The organism is Bradyrhizobium jicamae (genome assembly GCF_001440395.1).
Classification (GTDB): Bacteria; Pseudomonadota; Alphaproteobacteria; order Rhizobiales; family Xanthobacteraceae; genus Bradyrhizobium; species Bradyrhizobium jicamae.
The window spans coordinates 19,526-37,607 of record NZ_LLXZ01000003.1 but is presented as its reverse complement, the minus strand read 5'-3'; the positions used below and the strand labels follow the sequence as shown (position 1 = coordinate 37,607).

Here is an 18,082-nt window from a genome sequence, read left to right as displayed (position 1 = left end):
TGCGTTCACCGGCGCTACCGTGTGTCGCGGAGACCGGCAACCTCTCAGGATCGGAAAGCGGCCGCTCCCGGCCGTATCCCGCAAAGAACTTTCGAGGAACTTTTCAGATGGATCGCGCCCCCCGCGACGGGCGGCACCTCTTTGCAATGACGTAATATATGATTATCATCATACAATAACCCGTAACCGAACAGGAGAACCCGTCATGTCCGCAGCCACCGATCCCGTCATTATCCTTTCCGCCGCCCGCACGCCGCTTGGCCGCTTCATGGGCGAACTGTCTCCCTTCAGCGCGCACAAACTCGGGGCTCACGTGATCGGCGCGGCGCTGGAGCGGGCGCAACTCGCGCCGGAACGCATCGATGAGGTCTTCATGGGCAATGTGCTGCCGGCCGGACAGGGCCAGGCCCCGGCGCGACAGGCCGCGCGCGGCGCGGGCCTGCCCGACGCCACCGGCGCCACCACCGTCAACAAGGTCTGCGGCTCCGGCATGAAGGCGACCATGCTGGCCCACGACATCATCAACGCCGGCTCCGCCAACATCGTACTGTCCGGCGGCATGGAGAGCATGAGCAATGCGCCCTACCTGCTCGCGAAAGCGCGTGGCGGCTACCGCGCCGGCCATGACCGGATCATCGATCACATGATGATGGACGGATTGGAAGACGCCTACGAGACCGGACGCTCGATGGGCGATTTCGGCGAGGCGACCGCGGAAGCCTATCAATTCACGCGCAAGGACCAGGACGCTTACGCGATCGAGACGCTGACCCGCGCACGCAGGGCGGTGGAGAGCGGCGTGTTCAAAGCCGAGATCGCGCCGATTACGCTGGCCGAGAAAGCCGGTCCGCGCATCATCGCCAGCGACGAGCATCCGCTCAAGGTGGACCCTGCCAAGATTCCCGGATTGAAGCCGGCGTTCCGCGCGGGCGGCACCATCACGCCGGCCGCCTCCTCCGCCAACGCCGACGGCGCCACCGCGCTCGTTCTGGCCAAGCTCTCGCTCGCCGATCGCGAGGGATTGCCGGTGCTGGCGGAGATCAAGGGCCACGCCACCCACAGCCAGGAGCCGCAATGGTTCACGACCGCGCCGATCCCGGCCATCCGCAAGCTGCTCGACAAGGTCGGCTGGTCGGTCTCCGACGTGGATTTGTTCGAGATCAACGAAGCGTTTGCCGTGGTCGCCATGGCGGCGCAGAAGGATCTCGGCATCCCCGCAGAGAAACTCAACGTCAATGGCGGTGCCTGCGCACTCGGCCATCCGATCGGCGCCACCGGTGCGCGCTTGATCGTGACGCTGCTGCATGCGCTGGAAGCGCGCAATCTGAAACGCGGCGTCGCCGCGCTGTGCATCGGCGGCGGTGAAGCCACCGCCATCGCCGTCGAGCGCATGGTGCGCTGATCGGGCGATCTGAAGGAAGCGAGCGGCGCGAACGCTGTCGCTCGCTTCTTTCCTTTCAAGCCGCCATCTTACTCGCCGGGAGGGAGGCGGCTCTCAAATGCCTGGTCGCCGCACGCCTGACCTTTTCGAACGCCAGCGTTTCGATCTGCCGCACGCGCTCGCCGGAGATCGACAGCTCGCGCCCGAGGTCCTCCAGGCTCGGTGGATTCTCGCTCATCCGGCGGGCCTCGAACACGCGCCGCTCCCGCCCGTTCAGCACATCTAGCGCTGAATGGAGCGCCCTGGTCCGTTGCGTACTTTCGTCCTGACCGGTGACGATCGCCTCGGCATCCGGCGACTGATCGACCAGCATTGCCTCCCATTCGGCCGGTCCATCGTCGCCGATCGGCACATTCAGCGAGAGGTCTCCGGTCAGACGGCTGTGCATCTCCATCACCTCGCGAACGGGGACGGCGAGTTCGCGCGCGACGGCCTCGGCCACTTCCTGCGTGAGCCCTTCCCTATCGCCTCCGAACTTGCGCATGGCGCGCTTCAGGCCGAAGAACAGCTTTCGCTGGGCCGTCGTCGTCCCGATCTTGACCAGCGACCGCGACCGCAGAATGTAATCGTGGATCGCTGCCTTGATCCACCATAGCGCATAGCTCGAAAACCGGGCGCCACGGCCAGGCTCGAAATGCGAGGCCGCGATGACGAGGCCGAGATTGGCCTCGCCGATCAGATCGGCGAGCGGAAGGTCGTATCTCTGGTAGCGGCGCGCGACCTTCGCGGCGAGCCGGAGATGGCTGGTGACGAGCACGTCGGTAGCCGCGCGGTCGCGATGATCCTGCCAGCGTCGGGCAAGCTGCTGCTCGCGTGCCGGTTCGAGCAGAGCGTATCGCTTGATGAGAGATGCGTATTCACCGACGAGGTCTTGCGATCTGTCCGCGGTCAACATCTCCCGCTTGTCCGACATCAAACTTGTGCTGTGGGCGTTCATGGGTGGCTCCAAATCCATCAGGTCCGGCACGGGAGAACCTAGGAGAAGCACCGCAACGCGGCCATTAAATTGGAATTGAGGAATCTAAATTCGCTGTTAGCGTCCGCGAACGCTTCGATCCCGGCCTCAAGATCGCGCGATCGTGTTGTGGGCGAGATCGCAAAACATCGATCAGTGAGCTTTCTGCGAGCTCGCGCGAGCTCGAAGCAGCCGCCTCCCCGCACAAGATCAGTTGAGCTTTGTAAAACGCAATTTAGTGGGACGACGTCGCGCCCGCCCTACATCTCCACATGCATCCGCCAAGCGATGCAGCTTCAAGCGAGCAGTTCACGTTCGAGGGACGGAGCCCGTCGCGGCACACGGCCGCGCTTGCGCGTCCCGCGAATCCTCGCATCGACATATGGAGAAGAACAATGACCTCAATCAAGACAATCGCCGTCGCGGGATTGCTGTCGATGCTGGCGGCGGCACCAGCCCTCGCGCAGGAAGCCATCCAGGAGCCGGGTGCCTTCGCGTTCTATTACCCGAATCTGGATGTGCTGAATGGCGGGGCGCCCACGCCGGCCTACAGGTTGGAAGGGCAGCCGCCCTCGGTGCTGCAGGCCTATAACGAACGAGACAGCGGCATGACCGGTCCCACCGTCTGGCATCATCGGCGCGTCCACCACGCATCCCGCGCCGAGCACGACGGCCGCCGGCATGGGTAACGGTGACGGGCAGCGATCCTATGTCCGACCGCCTTGCTCATCGGGGCAAACGATCTCCACCCGGCCTCCCGGGCCGGGGTGGATGATCAGGCGAAATCCATGCAGCTTTACGATCGCCGAAACCAGGTTGAGTCCGAGGCCGACACCGGGCGTATTGCGGATCTTGTCCGAGCGATAGAACCGCCGCAGCACGGCTTCGTGTTCTTCCGCGCTGATCCCCGGACCCGTATCCCTCACCCGCAGGATGGTCTCCCCTTCGCCGCGCATAAGCTCGAGCTCCACGCTTCCGTTCCGAGGCGTGAACTTGATCGCGTTATCGACGAGGTTGGCGACTGCTTCCAGCAGCAAATCCCGGTCGCCGCGCACGGATAGCGCGGCTGGTATGTTGACGCTGAGGGCAACCTGCTTGTCTTCGGCAATCGGCTCATACATGTCGCAGACTTCGCGCAACATCTCGCCGAGTGCAACGTCGCCGAATGCGGATGACCGGCGGCTGTTCTCGATCTCGGCGAGCCGCAACAGCGCCGTGACGATCGACAGCGACTGGTCGATGCCGGCGATGGCCTTGTCGGCGGCCTGCTGGAGTTGCTCCAGGGTAGTCGCGTTGGTGCGGCCGCGCTCGAGCGTCAAACGTGCGCGCGTCAGCGGCGTTCGCAGGTCGTGGGCGATGTCGTTGCCGACACCGGCCAGCGCGTTGATCGTGGTCTCCAGCTCGTCGAGCATGCCGTTGACGATGGCGGCGAGCCGCGAGAACGGCTCATCGACATTCCGGTGCGGCAGCCGCTCGCGCAGATCTCCGGCGATGATGCGCTGGACCCGCAGATTGACCTCCTCGACCCGCCTCCGGGACCGCGCGCTCAGCCAGGCACCGGCCAGCAACCACAGACAGAATGCAGGCAACAGGCCGAGCGCGAGCGCAGCGCCGACGACCCGGAAAACCTCCGCGGTTTCATCGACGTTTCGCCCGATCACCAATATGTCGCCGTTATCAAGACGCCGCGCGACGGTCCTGACCGATGTCGCACCGGCCTCCTTGCTGTCGAGACGCACCAGCGGCACGCTGCGTGCCGGTGCGCCGATATCGAGTCCGTCCGGCAGCGCCGCGACATTGCCGGCAAGCCGATTCCTCCCGGCATCGAATACGCCGGAGAACTGAACGCCGCGCGAATCCTGCTCGAGATGATCGTCGAGCGCGCTGATCATGCGCGCGCGCGGCAGTCCGGCAAAGAAGCCGGCCTGTGTGGTGATCATGCGATCGGAGCGCGCGATCAGATAATCGTCGATCCTGAAGTAGATGAACCCGAACAGTATGATGACGAAGATTGCGAACAGACCCGCCAGCACCGAGGTCCAGTGAAATGTCTTCGAGCGGATGAACTGCAACTGAAACTTCCCGGGCTTGCCGTCCGATTACCTTGCCGGCCCGACGGCGTGGGCGTCCGGCAAGGTCGCCAGAAAACAGTCAGGGCACGGCGCGCAGAATGAATCCTGCACCGCGGACATTGTGGATCATCGGGGTGTCGCCCGCACCGTCGACCTTGTGCCGCACGCGGCCCATGTGGACGTCGACCAGGTTGGTGGCCGGAACGAATTTGTAGTTCCAGACCTCCTCGAGCAGCATCGCCCGCGTCAGGAGCTGGTCGCTCCGCCGCATCATGTACTCAAGCAGGCGAAACTCGCGCGGCAACAGGTCGATCTTGCGCTCGCCGCGCCTTGCCGTGCGCTCGATCAGGTCGAGCTCGAGCTGGCCGACGCGCAGTTTGGTCTCGCGCGTTTCCGGCGGGCGGCGCAGCAACGCCTCTATTCGCGCGACCAGTTCGACGATCGCAAACGGCTTGGTGAGGTAGTCGTCGCCCCCCATCCGCAATCCGCGCACGCGGTCATCGACCGCGCCAAGCGCGCTCAGCACCAGGACCGGCGTGCGCACCTGATCCTTCCGCAGGGATTCGATGACGGTAAGGCCATCCATTCCCGGCAGCAGGCGGTCGACGATCATGGCATCCGGCCGCAAGTCGCGCGCCTTGGCGAGACCGTCCAGTCCGTCGGACGACCATTCCACCTCAAAACCGCGATCGGCGAGCTCGGCGGTGATTTCCCCCGCCGTCTCGTCGTCATCCTCTATGAGAAGAACCTTCGTCATCTGATCGGTCCGATTTGCCATCAAGATACCCTCTCGCCGTCAGGTGGCAATGGCGACGTCCGCCGCACAATTCAGGGAGCCGGACAGCGCAGCCATCCCTTCCGGGATCGGGCAGGCGCCATCCGCCCGGCGGCCATTCCGCCGCCTCGGTACGAGCACAGCGGGCCCGCCCGAGACAGTTAGCCTTCGCCGGGGCATCGCGCCAATAAATAGCAATTTAATGAAGCGGCGGGCCTGCATTGCCCGGTCCGGCCGACGCGCTTTTGGGCAGGACCGGGGCCCGCTTCGCCGTCACGCCGAGTTGAAGGTGCGTGAAGCGATATTCCTTTGGATGACGACGCGCGGGCCGCACGTCACAGGCAGAAGCCAGCCTGGCTTCCCTCACCCTATGGAGACCACCCATGCGCAACGTAAAACTCCTGTCGGCTGCGTTACTCGCCGCAGCCGCCCTCGCCACTCCGGCGCTCGCCGCCACACACACCTCGCGGCATGTCGTAACCAACGACAACGCGAATATGACGTCCGTCATGCGTTCGGGCGATAGCTGCGTCCGCGCACCTGATGTCGGCGCCTATGCCACTCAACCGTGGACCGTGCCGCCTTGTGAGCCCAATACGGATTACTGATCCGCGCGCTGCGATGTGACTGATATGACGGGCTGGCGAGGTTTCCCTCGCCAGCCCGTCTTCTTTGCTGCGCGCCAAAAGCATTCGCCTTTGAAGCCCGTGCTCCGGTTCGTGAACGCACCTAACGCCGAATTTAATGGATGCCTTGTGCATCGCACCTACCTGTCACTCATCCGACGTTTCGTCCGCGCGACCGACCCAAACTCGCGCGTCGCGGCGCCGAACAATCTGACTGAAAAGGAGTGTCACGATGAAACGGATGATCACGATACTGGCAACAGCTCTTCTTGCTTCGAGCCTGGTGACCGGCGCGGCTGAAGCCCGCGGCGGCGGTGGTGGCGGCGGTCATGGCGGAGGTTTCGGTGGTGGCGGCTTCGGCGGCGGCCATATGGGCGGCGGCTTTGGCGGTGGCGGTCACATGGGAGGCTTTGGCGACGGCCATTTTGGCGGCATCGGCGGCGAACATCTGGGCGGCCTCGGTGAAGGCCATATCGGCAGCGTCGGTCACATCGGCGCGCATGGCTTCGGACTCCACCAGCACGCCTTCCATCGCTTCGACCGATACGGGCCGGGCTACGGCTACTATTACGGCTATCCCGATTGCTACGACTGGTACGTCCTGCATCCCAACAGCCCGTTGCCGCTGAGCTGCAGCTGAACCCGCCGCGCTGGCCCCCGCGCGCGGGCGTCGGTTCGGAGGACGTTTTTCCGGTCTTCCTGGCGTCCTCCGGACCGGCTTCCCAATAGCCCGACAACTTTGCCTACGCGTTTGTCGTGCCGATCGAACGGCACCGGAGAGCGACATGAAACGTTTCCTGATGATCACGGCAGCCACGGCCTTGCTGTGCGGCGAGGCCTTTGCCCAACAGGCCGCGGTGATGCCGACGCCTTCGCTCGCGTCGACTTCTCCGCTCGGCATGGTGCCGAGCGCGCCGGTCGGCGGCACCGGCATCCCGTTTGGCGCAACGGAAATCGCCTCGCCCGGCGTAAGTCCCATGCCGATCGCGGCGACCGGCACAATCGGCAGCACCGCCTGCTCGACCATCGGCACAGCCCCGTCGACGATGTTCGGATCGGCAGCGACCTTCGATGGTGGCGGCGTAGCGGTCGGAACGGTTACGCCGCAGAGCACGATGTCCACCATGCCGTCGTCATCGGGCATCCCGCCGACGTCGGCCCTGATCGACACGTCGGGCACCTCAGCCATGTGCGGCGCCGGCTCGAGCAATCTGGCCGCGTCATCGACGCCGACGTCTCCGACAACGCCGGGCGGCATACCGCGAACCGGCATTCCGATGGGTTCGACAGAAATTGCCAATCTCGGCGTCAGCTCCGCCGCTGTCGTGCCGACCATCACCGTCGCGCCCACGATCAGCACCATCGCTACAATCCCGACGGTGCCCGCCATCACACTGCCGGCTCCGAACACGACAGCCGTCGCCGCGCCCACCGATGTCTCGGGAATCCCGAACATCACGGGAGTGCCGAATACGGTACCGGGCCTGGCAGCCGGCAACACGATGCTCCGTTGAGTCAAAACCCCTCGCGCGAGAAGCAGCCATGAAAAAGAATGTCGCAATATCTGCCATCCTGTTCGGCGCCGTCGCCGCGGGCGGCCTTCTCTACTTCACGCACGCCCATGCGTTCAGAGCCGCTGTCGCGGCCGCACCGCCGCCGCCGGTTCCGGTCGTGGCCGGCGTGGTCGCACAGCATGACGTGCCGATCTACCAGAACGGCGTCGGCACCGTGATTGCCTACAACACCGACGTCGTGCGGGCCCAGATCCAGGGTCAGCTCATCAGCATCAACTTCACCGAAGGACAGACGGTTCATGCCGGCGACCTGCTCGCGCAAATCGATCCGCGTCCCTATCAGGCCCAGATCGACCAGTTCGAAGGCAATCTGGAACGCGACCAGGCCCAGCTCACCAATGCCCGCGCCAATCTCGCGCGTTACAGCCAGCTCGGCGACAAGGGCTGGGCCACGCCACAGTTGATCGAGACCCAGAAGGCGCAAGTCGGCCAGCTGGAGGCCGCGATCAAGACCGATCAGGCGCTGATCGAAGCCGCGAAAGTGCAGCTCAGCTACACGCGGCTGACCTCGCCGATCGACGGCGTGGTCGGCATTCGCCAGATCGACGTCGGCAACATCATCAGCCCGACGACGACCAACGGCCTCGTCGTGGTGACGCAACTCGATCCCATCTCGCTGATCTTCACCCTGCCCGAAGGCGTCCTGCCGCAGATCCAGCGGCAGCAGCAGGCCAGCAAGACGCCGCTGCCTGTCCTGGCCTATGACCAGAACAATTCGCTGCAGCTCGGCGAAGGCAAACTCGCGCTGGTCAACAACGAGATCCTGCAGACTACCGGCTCGATCCAGCTCAAGGCCAACTTCCCCAACAAGTCGCGCGCGCTGTGGCCCGGCGAACTCGTGAACGCGCGGCTGCTCGTCGCCATCAGGCACAACGGCCTCACCGTTCCCGACAACGTCGTGCAGCAGGGGCCGAACGGCGCCTATGCCTATGTCATCCAGCCGGACGACACCGTGGCGATGCGGCCGCTCAAGGTCGCGCAGATCACCGACGGTGAAGCGCTGATCGATTCCGGCCTGAAGGCCGGTGAGCAGGTCGTGGTCGATGGACAATACCGGCTGCAGCCGGGCACGCATGTCACGAGCCTGCACGGCGATGCGGCCGAGGAAGCGGCAACGCAGCAGGCACAACAGGCGGTGATCCCATGAACATTTCCGCACCGTTCATTCAGCGGCCGATCGCGACCGCGCTCCTGATGGTCGGCCTGTTGGTCGGCGGCCTCGTCGCCTACCCGCTGCTGCCGGTCGCGGCCTTGCCGAACGTCAACTATCCGACGCTTCAGGTCACGGCGCAGCTGCCGGGCGCCGATCCGCAGACCATGGCGGCGTCGGTGGCGACGCCGCTCGAACTTCAGTTCGGGCAGATTCCGGGCCTCACCCAGATGACGTCGGCAAGCGCACTCGGCTACACCCAGATCACGCTGCAGTTCGATCTGAACCGCCAGATCGACGGGACGGTCAGCGATACGCTGTCGGCGATCAACGCCGCGTCTCCGTTTCTGCCGCCCGGCATTCCCTATCCGCCGACGATCCGCAAGGTCAATCCGGCCGATACGCCGATCCTGGTGCTCGGCCTGACCTCGGACAGCCTGCCGCTGACCACGGTGGATGCCTATGCGGAAAACATCCTGCTGCAGAAGATCTCGCAGATACCGGGCGTCGGCCTGGTCGGCATCGGCGGCCAGCAGAAGCCTGCCGTGCGCGTGCAGCTCGACCCGCAGGCGCTTGCCGCGCGCGGCATCAATCTCGAGGACGTCCGCACCGCGCTCGGCCAGGCCAATGTCGACATGCCGAAGGGCACGCTGAACAGCCCGAGCCAGACCTTTACGCTCAACACCAACGACCAGCTCCTGAAGGCGGAGGATTACGCCAATCTCGTCATCGCCTACCGCAACGGCTCGCCGGTCCGCATCCGCGACGTCGGCCGCGCGGTCAGCGCGCCGGAGAACGACCTGATCGCCGGCTGGTACAACAACCGGCGCGCCGTCATCCTGGCGATCCAGCGCCAGCCCGGCGCCAACGTCGTCGACACCGTCGAGCGGATCAAGGCAGAGATGCCGGTGCTGCAGGCATCGATCCCGCCCGCGATAAAGGTCAATGTCATCTCCGACCGCACCGATACGGTTCGCGCCTCCATCCACGACGTTCAGTTCACGCTGATGCTGACGATTGCGCTTGTCGTGATGGTGATCTTCGTCTTCCTGAGAAATTTCTGGGCGACGGTCATTCCGGCGGTCACGGTCCCGCTGTCGCTGGTCGGTACCCTCGCCGTCCTCTACGAGCTCGGCTACAGCCTCGACAATCTGTCGCTGATGGCGCTGTCGATCGCCGTGGGCTTCGTGGTCGACGACGCCGTGGTCGTGATCGAAAACATCGTGCGCCACATGGAGGGCGGCGCCACGCCGTTCGAGGCCGCGCTGAAGGGCGCCGGCGAGATCGGCTTCACCATCATGTCGATCACGCTGTCGCTGATCGCCGTGTTCATTCCGCTGTTCCTGATGGGCGGATATGTCGGACTGCTGTTCCGCGAATTCGCCGTCACCGTCAGCGTGGCGCTGGTGCTGTCGCTTCTGATCTCGCTGACCTTGACGCCCATGATGTGCGCGCGGCTGCTCAAGCCGGAGAACAGGACGCATGGCCGACTGTTCCGTATCCTTGAAGGCGGCTTCAATCGCCTGCTTGGAATCTACGAAGCCGGGCTCAAGATCGTGCTTCGTCACCGCTTCATCACGCTGTTGACGATGTTTGCGACCATCGCCCTGACCGGCTATCTCTACGTCGTCATTCCCAAGGGCTTCTTTCCGCAGCAGGACACCGGGCTGATCATCGGCCTGTCCGAGGCCGCGCAGGATATTTCCTATTCTGCGATGGCCGAGCGCCAGCAGGCGCTGCTCAACGCCATTACCCGGGATCCGGCCGTGGCATCCGTCGGCTCGGCGATCGGCGCCGGCGGCGGCAACACCACTATCAACGACGGCCGCGTCTATATCGCGCTGAAGCCCTACAACCAGCGCGACAATATGGAAACGGTGCTTGCCCGGCTGCGGAAAAACCTGGCGAATATCCAGGGCATCACGCTCTATATGCAGGCCGCGCAGGACATCACCATCGGTGGCCGCGTCTCGAAAACCCAGTACCAGTACACGCTGGGCGACGCCGATCCCGGCGAGCTGAACCACTGGGCGGCGCTGTTCCTCGACAGGATCAAGAAGATCCCTGGGATCACCGATGTCGCGACCGATCAGCTCAATTCCGGTCCCCTGCTCGACATCGCCATCAAGCGCGAGGTGGCCTCGAGCTACGGCATCCTGCCCTTCACCATCGACAACACGCTCGACGACGCCTTTGGCCAGCGCATCGTCTCGACCATGTACACGGCCCTGAACCAGTATCATGTGATCATGGAGGTCAATCCCAAATTCCAGTACTCGCCGGAGGCGCTGACCGGAATCTACGTGAAATCCTCCACCGGACAGGAAGTCCCGCTATCGACGCTGGTCGACAGCGTGGTCAAGGTCGCCCCGCTCGTGATCAACCACCAGGGCCAGTTCCCGTCAGTGACGATCTCCTTCAACCTGTTGCCGGGCACAGCAATCGGCGAAGCGACCAGCGCCATCCAGAATATCGAGCACCAACTCGGCAAACCGCTGTCGCTGCAGACGAGCTTCCAGGGCAATGCGCAGGCGTTCGGGGATTCGCTGTCGACCACGCCGATCCTGATCGTGGCCGCGCTGTTCGTGATCTATCTGATCCTGGGCATCCTGTATGAGAGCCTGATCCACCCCATCACCATCATCTCGACACTGCCGTCGGCGGGGCTCGGCGCGCTGCTGCTATTGATGGCGGTCCATCTCGATCTCAGCGTGATCGCGATCGTCGGCATCATTCTCCTGATCGGCATCGTCAAGAAGAACGGCATCATGCTGGTCGATTTTGCCCTGCATGTCGGCCAGCAGGAGGGATTGTCGGCGGAAGACGCGATCTATCGCGCCTGCATCATGCGCTTCCGGCCCATTCTCATGACCACGATGGCGGCAATGCTCGGTGGCGTTCCGATGATGCTCGGCACCGGCGCGGGCTCCGAGATACGCCAGCCGCTGGGCTACGCCATCGTCGGAGGGCTCGCCGTGTCGCAGATGCTCACGCTTTATACGACGCCCGTGGTCTATATTTATCTCGACCGGCTGCAGACCTGGCTGTTCGGCAAGCGGAAGCCGGCGACCGAAGGCGGCACCGAGCTGATGCCGGCCGAATGACCAGCGTCAGGCGCGCTTCGGGCGCAGGGGCAAAACCGAGCGCGCATCTGCCCGTGCGCGCATCACTTCCTCCATGACGGCCACCAGCCCCGCCTGGTCGAACGGCTTCGAAATGCGTGGCAAAAGCGGCTGCGCGGAGCCCGGCAGCTCGGCATATCCGGTGCAGAGCACCACGGGCGTACCGGGATGCTCGGCGGCCACCGTCTCGGCAAGCTGCAGCCCGTTCATCCCCGGCATGGCGTAATCGGTCACCACGATGTCAATCTTCGGCGTTCGGCGCAAAAGCTGGACCGCCTCTTCGCCGGAGCGTGCCTCGATCACGGCGTGGCCGAGATCGTCGAGCATCGCAGCGATACTGTCGAGGACCAGAAGGTCATCGTCGACGACCAGCACGGAGACGGGTCGATGGCTGCGGGGCGCGGAGCGTGACGGCTCCGCCGCATGGGGCTCCGGCAGCTTTTCGTCCTGCGAGGCGGGCAGCCAGATCTCGGCCGTGGTCCCTTCGCCGACGCGGCTCTTCAGCATCAGCGCGCCCCCGGACTGTTCGGCCAGCCCCTTCACCATCGAGAGGCCGAGGCCGGTTCCCTTGCCCACCCCCTTGGTCGTAAAGAACGGCTCCTGCGCGTGCTTCAGCGTCTCCTCGTCCATGCCCGCTCCGGTGTCGCTCACCGAGAGCGCCACGTATCGTCCCTCGGCCAGGCCATTTGTGGCCTGCTCTTCGCGCGCAGCGATGCTGATGGTCCCGCCACTTGCCGTCATCGCATCGCGCGCATTGACGGCGAGGTTGAGGATCGCGAGTTCGAGCTGGTTGGCATCGACCTTCACCTTGGCGAGCTCGATCGGAAAGCGGGTCTCGACCCGGATCGCTGGATTGAACTTCAGCAGCGCGGACATTCCGCGGACCAGTTCCGGCACATCCACGACGACGGGCTTGAGGTCCTGCTTGCGCGCGAAGGCAAGCATGCGCTGGGTCAGCGAGGCGCCCCGGAGCGCACCATGGATCGCGTTGTCGAGCAGCCGGTGAATCCTCGGATCTTCGGTCTGGAGGCGCTTCTTCGCGAGTTCGAGGCTGCCCGTGATCACCGCGAGTATGTTGTTGAAATCGTGGGCGACGCCGCCGGTCAGCTGCCCGACAGTCTCCATCTTCTGCGAGACCGCCAGCGCGTCGCGGGTGCGCTCCAGCGCTTCCTGGGCCCGGCGGCGTTCCGTCACGTCCCGCACGATGTTGGCAAAGCCGATGGCCTCGCCCCGCTCGTTGCGCACCACGCGGATCGTCGCCTCGGCCCAGAAGCGGCTGCCGTCCTTGCGCACGCGCCAGCCTTCGCCTGCCGACTTGCCTTCCCGCCTGGCATCCAGAAGCACCGCCTCCGGAATGCCGGCGTCGCGGTCCTCGTCGGTGTGGAGGATGGCGTAGTGCGTCCCGACGATCTCCTCGCCGTAGCCGATCAGCCTGATAGCGCCGAGATTCCAGTTCGCCACCCTCCCCTCGGGGTCGAGCATGAAGATGGCGTGGTCGGCCACCCCTTCCACGAGCAGGCGGAACTTCTCCTCGCTTCGCCTGAGCGCCTCGGCTTCGCGACCGGCGCGTTCTGCCGAGGAGCGATCGTGCACGGCCACGGCTAGCCCGATCACGAGAACCACAATGGTGGTCCCGGCGATCAGGAACGCGAGCGGCGCCTGTCCAACCGTGCCGGATGCCGCACGGCCAAGGACGCCATCCATCGGAATGAAGGAGGAGCCCTGCATGGCGGCGTAGTGCATCCCGGAGATCGCCAGACCCATGACCACGCCCGCCGCGATGCGCTCGAGCACACTCGTCGTGCGAAAGGCAAGCCACAGCGCGACGATGGACGCCCCGATCCCGATAGCGATGGAAAGCACCACCCACAGCGGATCGTAGTGGATGGAAGCCGCCATCCGCATCGCGGTCATGCCGGTGTAGTGCATGCCGGAGATGGCGAGCCCCATTCCGATACCGGACACGACGAGCGCGTTCGACCGCTGGCTTACGACGACGAAAGCGGCGGCCGCGACCAGAATGGGAAGGGCAAGCGAGAGCAGCGTGAGGAGCGGATCGTAGGAAATATTCACGCCCGGCAGGCTGAACGCCAGCATGGCGACGAAATGCATGGACCAGATGCCGCCGCCCATGGCGACTGCCGCAGCCCCGAGCCAAGCCAGGCTGGCAAAGCCGGAAGCAGCCCGCATGCGAGTCGCGAGATCCAGCGCCGTGTAGGAGGAAAGCGCGGCGATCAGGACCGACAGCGCGACAAGAACGGGATCGTGGGAGCCTGGATGGTGGTGCATTCCGTGGACGACGCAGAGGGACGCGAATCAATAGCACCGAATTTGTGGCAGCGCATTGTTCCCGTGTAACTGCCGTCCGTTGAAAGTAGCAAAATCGGCGGCAGAGCCCTGGCTGACGCCGGGTTGGCTCGCGAAGCGCGCTGCACTATTCCGACGTTCGATTCAATTGCATCAAAAACCCTAGGTTGCCAATGCCGGCTTGGAGCGGTAACCTTTCCATGAAGCAGGTACCATCGGAAGCTTGGCGCTCGGCCGTCGGCATTGAGCCTGTATCTCGGACGGCCAAAACCTTTTCTCCGCCGTCCCCGTGCCCGCTACTGAAGTGCCGGCCCGAGTACCAGATGCCCGATCGTGCGGCACAGCATGGGAGCATGACATGTCATTTGCACGCGGCGCCACACCGGGATGAGTCTCACGCGAGCTTCGACAGATTCAATGGAGAAGCAGAATGTCAGTCCCATGCAAGCTCGAACGCAGCCTCCTCAATCACGAGGAATACGAGGCGATCCGCCTCACGCATCATCCCGCCATCTACGATGTCGAGCCGACTGACCTTGCGGATCTGCGATCCCGCCTGCGCAAGATGCACGACAAGGAGCGCACCCTCGGCCGGCAAAAGCGGCGAGAGATGCGCGGCAAAGGCGCGGCTCGCGGAACGAACTTCCCCGGAACCGCCGAGCGTCCGTCACAGCGCAAGCAGGTCTTTGCCGCAGCCCTGAAGCGGCTCAACAGGGAGCTCAGGCGCCTTCACAACCTGACAGCGCGGACCGCCCATGTCGAAGCGGCTCGAAAGGCGCTGGCGCTGCATCGAGCCGCGAACTTCATTTCCTATCCCTCTGCCGGATTGACTTCCCATGAAGGCATGGCACCGCGCTCGAGCACGCGTCGACGCAAGATCGTCACGGGCGCGAGGATCGGTCGCGTGTCGCAGGCAACGAAAGTCGCTCAGGCCATACGCGATACACGAGGCGCATGAGCCTGCGTACGCATGCCATGGCCGGTTCCGCGACCAACCGAAATGGAGGCGAGCATGAATATCCGACTCGTTTTCGGCGCTTTGATCGTCGGCGTGGCTACCGCCATTGCGGCGCCGTCAAGCCTGTCCCTGGCCCAATCGACTGACCAAGGTGCCGCGGCGCCAAAGAGCGCAAAGGTGAATAAAAATGTGACCCCGCAGAAGCATCGGTATTGGCGTCACCGCGGCGGACAGCATCCACATTTCGGCAGCAGGCGGGTTCGCACCCAGGCGCCTACAGCACGGCCGTCGGCTAATTGAGCCGCTTGCCGATTGCTCGGTGCGACGAGCCCAACCCGTTCAAGTGACTTGAGCGATCGATGATTGATCCGAAAGCAGCGCTGGAACGAAGCCGACGGGTGGATGGCCTATGAGCGAGACTGACACGCAGCAGAGCGAGAGCGCGCCTCCCGCCGACTCTGGAAGAGTCAATTTCCCCTGGCAGCGGGTACCCTTCGTCATCGCACTCGTGCTCGCCATCGCGGGCGTCGCCTATACCAATATCTCGCATCAGCCGCTTGTCGGCTATTGGGAGTTCCTGGCACTTGCCATCGCCGTGGTCTGCGTCGTCACCAAATGGCCCGAGCTCGACAGCAAGCAGGCTCAGTTTCGGCTGATGTGGACGCAGGCGCTTCATTGGGTAGCCGTCCTGGTCACGATGAACATGATGCTTGTTTCCGGCGTTCAACAACTGCTTCCCACGCCGGCCACCAGCCTGGTGCTCCTTACCCTGCTGGCGCTCGGCACCTTCCTCGCCGGCCTCAGCCTGTTGTCGCCGCAGATCTGCTTCCTCGGCATTGCCATGGGTGCTGCTGTCCCGGCGCTCTCCTGGCTGAAGCAGTCGATGGTCTTCTTCCTTCTTGCGGCCGTGTTCGTGGTCGGGATCGGCATGACCTTCTGGCTTGGCTATGGCCGCGTGGCCGCATCTGACAACAGCAAACATCAAGTCGAGGCCTGAGATGCAGACGATACGGTTGCTTTGCGCGCTGTGCGTATCCGCCTTGATTTCCGTCGTCGCTACGCCTGCGCAAGGCGAGATGTTCAGGGCCGGCCGGCTGCTGTGTTCCAGCAGCCCGCGGATCGGATTCCTCGTTGGATCGACGCAATCGCTGCGTTGCGTATTCTACCGGCGAGGTTCGTCGGACCGCTACATCTACGCCGGACGGATAAGGCGTGTCGGCCTTGATCTCGGCGTCACCGGAAGTGGCGTTCTATCCTGGGCCGTCTTTGCCAAGAACTCGCGGATCGGTCCCGGCACCATGCGCGGGAGCTATGTGGGAGCCAGCGGCAATGTTGCGCTGGGTCCAGGCTTCGGCGCCAACGTCCTGATCGGCGGATCCCGTCGAAGCGTCGTCCTGCAGCCGCTTTCCACCGAGCGCGCAATCGGGGTCAATCTCGCGGCGACGGTGACCCATCTGACCCTCGGCGAAAGAGGACGGCAATAACGCCTCGCTCTGCTTTAAGGTGAGCGCCCCAAATTTTTGCTGGCGGAGGAAAAGCAACCGGGATCGAACCTTGTCCGCTGCCTGTGGGCCGTAGCATGGAGTTGGAGTCGGACCTCCGCCCCCCGACCGGCTGATCCATCAGCTCGTGCGCTTTGCTCCGATGGTCTCGAATTGAACTTTCTGCTCGTCACTCAGCGTTGCAAGGAAATCATCCAGGGCCGGCCGCAGCAGCTTGATCGCGTCCAGCATGGCGTCGAGCCTTGCATCAGCCGTTGCAAGCCGGTCGGGCGGATCGAGGTTCTCGTCCGGCTGGCAATTGAAATTCAGCGTGTTCCTGGCGAGCGCGCTCATCCGCTGAAGCGCGTCCAGCCCCTGACGCTGCGAGTCGTTCAGGCGCAGCCTCGCCTCGATCTCGCCGGCGGGCCATGGCAGCACCTCGGGCGGCGTACAGCTCTGCGTGGCCGGAACCTTGGGCGCAAATGGTGCGCGCTGACCGGACAACTCGGCGAGCTTCCCCTTCTGGTCGCCGTCCAACAACTCGTAGAATGTCTCGAATGGCGCCGCAACATAGGCGATCGCGGATTTCATCGCCCCCAGGCGCTGTTGCATCGCGGCTATTCTGCCAGACGACGTTAACGCGGCCTTGGCCGGGCAGGCCTCGCGGATGATCTGGGCGGACTTGACTGACGCGTCGGCGAGATTGTCGAGCGCCGTGCGCTGCTCCTCGCTCAGCAGGATCGCCTGGCTGATCTGTTTGATCGGGAGGCCAGCAAATTCGCTTGCATCATCGCCACAGATTTGTGCGAGCGAAGGAAGCCTGCCATGCCGCCGACCTCGGGGAGGCTCCGTGTAGCGGGTGAGATCCTCGTAGCCATAAGGCGTGAATATCGCGGCGTAGATGTCGCGATAGCCATAGCCCCAGAAGCCCATGCCGTCACCCCAGAGCGTGTAGTCATAGATGTCGTAGTAGGCGAACGGCCAGAACAACGGTCCCACCCACCCATATCCGCCATCAGCATGCTGCCACCATCCGCTCGCGCCGCGGCGACCGTGCCAGCCCGCTAGCGCGGCAGCGGCTCCGACCTGCATCCGTGCCACCGGCTTCGTGACCCAATCGGCGCCGCGGGTGACATTGGCGCGCGACGACGCGCCGGCCGCCTCGTCACGGAGGTTTGCCGTTCTGACGCGCTCGCCGCGCCGGCCATGCAGGCCTCGGAAAGGCAGCATCGCAATGGATCTCACAATGCCGATGGGACCGCCGCCAACCCGAAGCTGCAGGCCTCTCGCCTCGGCGGTACTCGACGGCCCAGTGGCCATAAGCAGGCAGGACACTCCGAAAATGACAAATACAACAGGGAGTTTCGACATCGCACCCTCGCGCCGCCGATTTCTGCGAAACGAGAACGCCCGATGGAACCAAAGGTTCCGGAGAGATCGGCCGATCGCCGTTACGCCGAGTTGATCAAGAAGCGTAACGGTTTAAGGCTCGCCGGGAATGAAGCCACGGACAACCCATTCCGCCAATGGGACGACCGGTCACGCGCCCGAGGCCAATCGCTGATGCAACGTCGGGTTGCCCGGAGGCGGCAAGTTGCACAACCGGTCCCTTTGATGTCTT

At 64.2% G+C, this 18,082-nt stretch carries 15 protein-coding genes; 10 read left to right on the top strand and 5 right to left on the bottom strand.

The window, feature by feature from the left end:
- Nucleotides 1-205 precede the first annotated feature (205 nt).
- Nucleotides 206-1,402 (top strand): acetyl-CoA C-acyltransferase, encoded by a 1,197-nt coding sequence (locus CQ12_RS00580; RefSeq protein ID WP_057833425.1) that lies wholly within the window; start codon nucleotides 206-208, stop codon nucleotides 1,400-1,402.
- 55 nt (nucleotides 1,403-1,457) lie between these two features.
- Here CQ12_RS00580 and CQ12_RS00575 read toward each other — a convergent pair whose 3' ends face one another.
- Nucleotides 1,458-2,378 (bottom strand): RNA polymerase factor sigma-32, encoded by a 921-nt coding sequence (locus CQ12_RS00575; RefSeq protein ID WP_083519050.1) that lies wholly within the window; start codon nucleotides 2,376-2,378, stop codon nucleotides 1,458-1,460.
- 413 nt (nucleotides 2,379-2,791) lie between these two features.
- On the opposite strand from CQ12_RS00575, the gene CQ12_RS00570 reads away from it, so the two are divergent.
- The gene (locus CQ12_RS00570; RefSeq protein WP_057833423.1) at nucleotides 2,792-3,085 is read left to right on the top strand and encodes a hypothetical protein; all 294 of its coding nucleotides are present in this window, start codon (nucleotides 2,792-2,794) and stop codon (nucleotides 3,083-3,085) included.
- 18 nt (nucleotides 3,086-3,103) lie between these two features.
- Here the strand turns inward: CQ12_RS00570 and CQ12_RS00565 are convergent, their stop codons facing one another.
- Both CQ12_RS00565 and CQ12_RS00560 read right to left on the bottom strand, forming a co-directional pair.
- Complete coding sequence (locus tag CQ12_RS00565) at nucleotides 3,104-4,468, bottom strand: sensor histidine kinase (protein WP_057833422.1); 1,365 nt, start codon at nucleotides 4,466-4,468, stop codon at nucleotides 3,104-3,106.
- A 79-nt stretch (nucleotides 4,469-4,547) separates the two neighbouring features.
- Nucleotides 4,548-5,225: a response regulator transcription factor gene (locus tag CQ12_RS00560; protein WP_057833481.1), complete on the bottom strand. Its 678-nt coding sequence runs from the start codon at nucleotides 5,223-5,225 to the stop codon at nucleotides 4,548-4,550.
- Between the two features lie 401 nt (nucleotides 5,226-5,626).
- Between CQ12_RS00560 and CQ12_RS41570 the strand changes: the two genes are divergently transcribed.
- The 5 genes from CQ12_RS41570 (at nucleotide 5,627) to CQ12_RS00540 (ending at nucleotide 11,697) form a co-directional block, all read left to right on the top strand.
- Nucleotides 5,627-5,851, top strand: coding sequence for a hypothetical protein (locus CQ12_RS41570; RefSeq protein ID WP_083519049.1), 225 nt, complete (start codon nucleotides 5,627-5,629; stop codon nucleotides 5,849-5,851).
- 250 nt (nucleotides 5,852-6,101) lie between these two features.
- The gene (locus CQ12_RS00555; protein ID WP_057833421.1) at nucleotides 6,102-6,509 is read left to right on the top strand and encodes a hypothetical protein; all 408 of its coding nucleotides are present in this window, start codon (nucleotides 6,102-6,104) and stop codon (nucleotides 6,507-6,509) included.
- A 145-nt stretch (nucleotides 6,510-6,654) separates the two neighbouring features.
- Nucleotides 6,655-7,383 (top strand): hypothetical protein, encoded by a 729-nt coding sequence (locus CQ12_RS00550; protein WP_057833420.1) that lies wholly within the window; start codon nucleotides 6,655-6,657, stop codon nucleotides 7,381-7,383.
- Nucleotides 7,384-7,411: 28 nt separating this feature from the next.
- Nucleotides 7,412-8,590: an efflux RND transporter periplasmic adaptor subunit gene (locus tag CQ12_RS00545; RefSeq protein WP_057833419.1), complete on the top strand. Its 1,179-nt coding sequence runs from the start codon at nucleotides 7,412-7,414 to the stop codon at nucleotides 8,588-8,590.
- Nucleotides 8,587-11,697: an efflux RND transporter permease subunit gene (locus tag CQ12_RS00540; RefSeq protein WP_057833418.1), complete on the top strand. Its 3,111-nt coding sequence runs from the start codon at nucleotides 8,587-8,589 to the stop codon at nucleotides 11,695-11,697. The genes CQ12_RS00545 and CQ12_RS00540 overlap by 4 nt, the downstream gene beginning before the upstream one ends.
- A 6-nt stretch (nucleotides 11,698-11,703) precedes the next feature.
- On the opposite strand, the gene CQ12_RS00535 is transcribed toward CQ12_RS00540, so the two are convergent.
- Nucleotides 11,704-14,004: an MHYT domain-containing protein gene (locus CQ12_RS00535; RefSeq protein ID WP_057833417.1), complete on the bottom strand. Its 2,301-nt coding sequence runs from the start codon at nucleotides 14,002-14,004 to the stop codon at nucleotides 11,704-11,706.
- A 448-nt stretch (nucleotides 14,005-14,452) separates the two neighbouring features.
- On the opposite strand from CQ12_RS00535, the gene CQ12_RS00530 reads away from it, so the two are divergent.
- From CQ12_RS00530 to CQ12_RS00520, 3 genes are all read left to right on the top strand, one after another.
- Entirely contained in the window at nucleotides 14,453-14,980 is a 528-nt protein-coding gene (locus CQ12_RS00530) for a hypothetical protein (RefSeq protein WP_057833416.1), read from the top strand.
- A gap of 409 nt (nucleotides 14,981-15,389) precedes the next feature.
- Nucleotides 15,390-15,977 carry a hypothetical protein gene (locus CQ12_RS00525; protein ID WP_057833415.1) on the top strand — a complete coding sequence of 196 codons (588 nt, stop codon included), beginning with the start codon at nucleotides 15,390-15,392 and terminating at the stop codon, nucleotides 15,975-15,977.
- A gap of 1 nt (nucleotide 15,978) precedes the next feature.
- Nucleotides 15,979-16,464: a DUF992 domain-containing protein gene (locus tag CQ12_RS00520; protein WP_057833414.1), complete on the top strand. Its 486-nt coding sequence runs from the start codon at nucleotides 15,979-15,981 to the stop codon at nucleotides 16,462-16,464.
- Nucleotides 16,465-16,602: 138 nt separating this feature from the next.
- Here CQ12_RS00520 and CQ12_RS00515 read toward each other — a convergent pair whose 3' ends face one another.
- Nucleotides 16,603-17,691, bottom strand: coding sequence for a Spy/CpxP family protein refolding chaperone (locus tag CQ12_RS00515; protein ID WP_057833413.1), 1,089 nt, complete (start codon nucleotides 17,689-17,691; stop codon nucleotides 16,603-16,605).
- Between the last annotated feature and the right edge of the window lie 391 nt (nucleotides 17,692-18,082).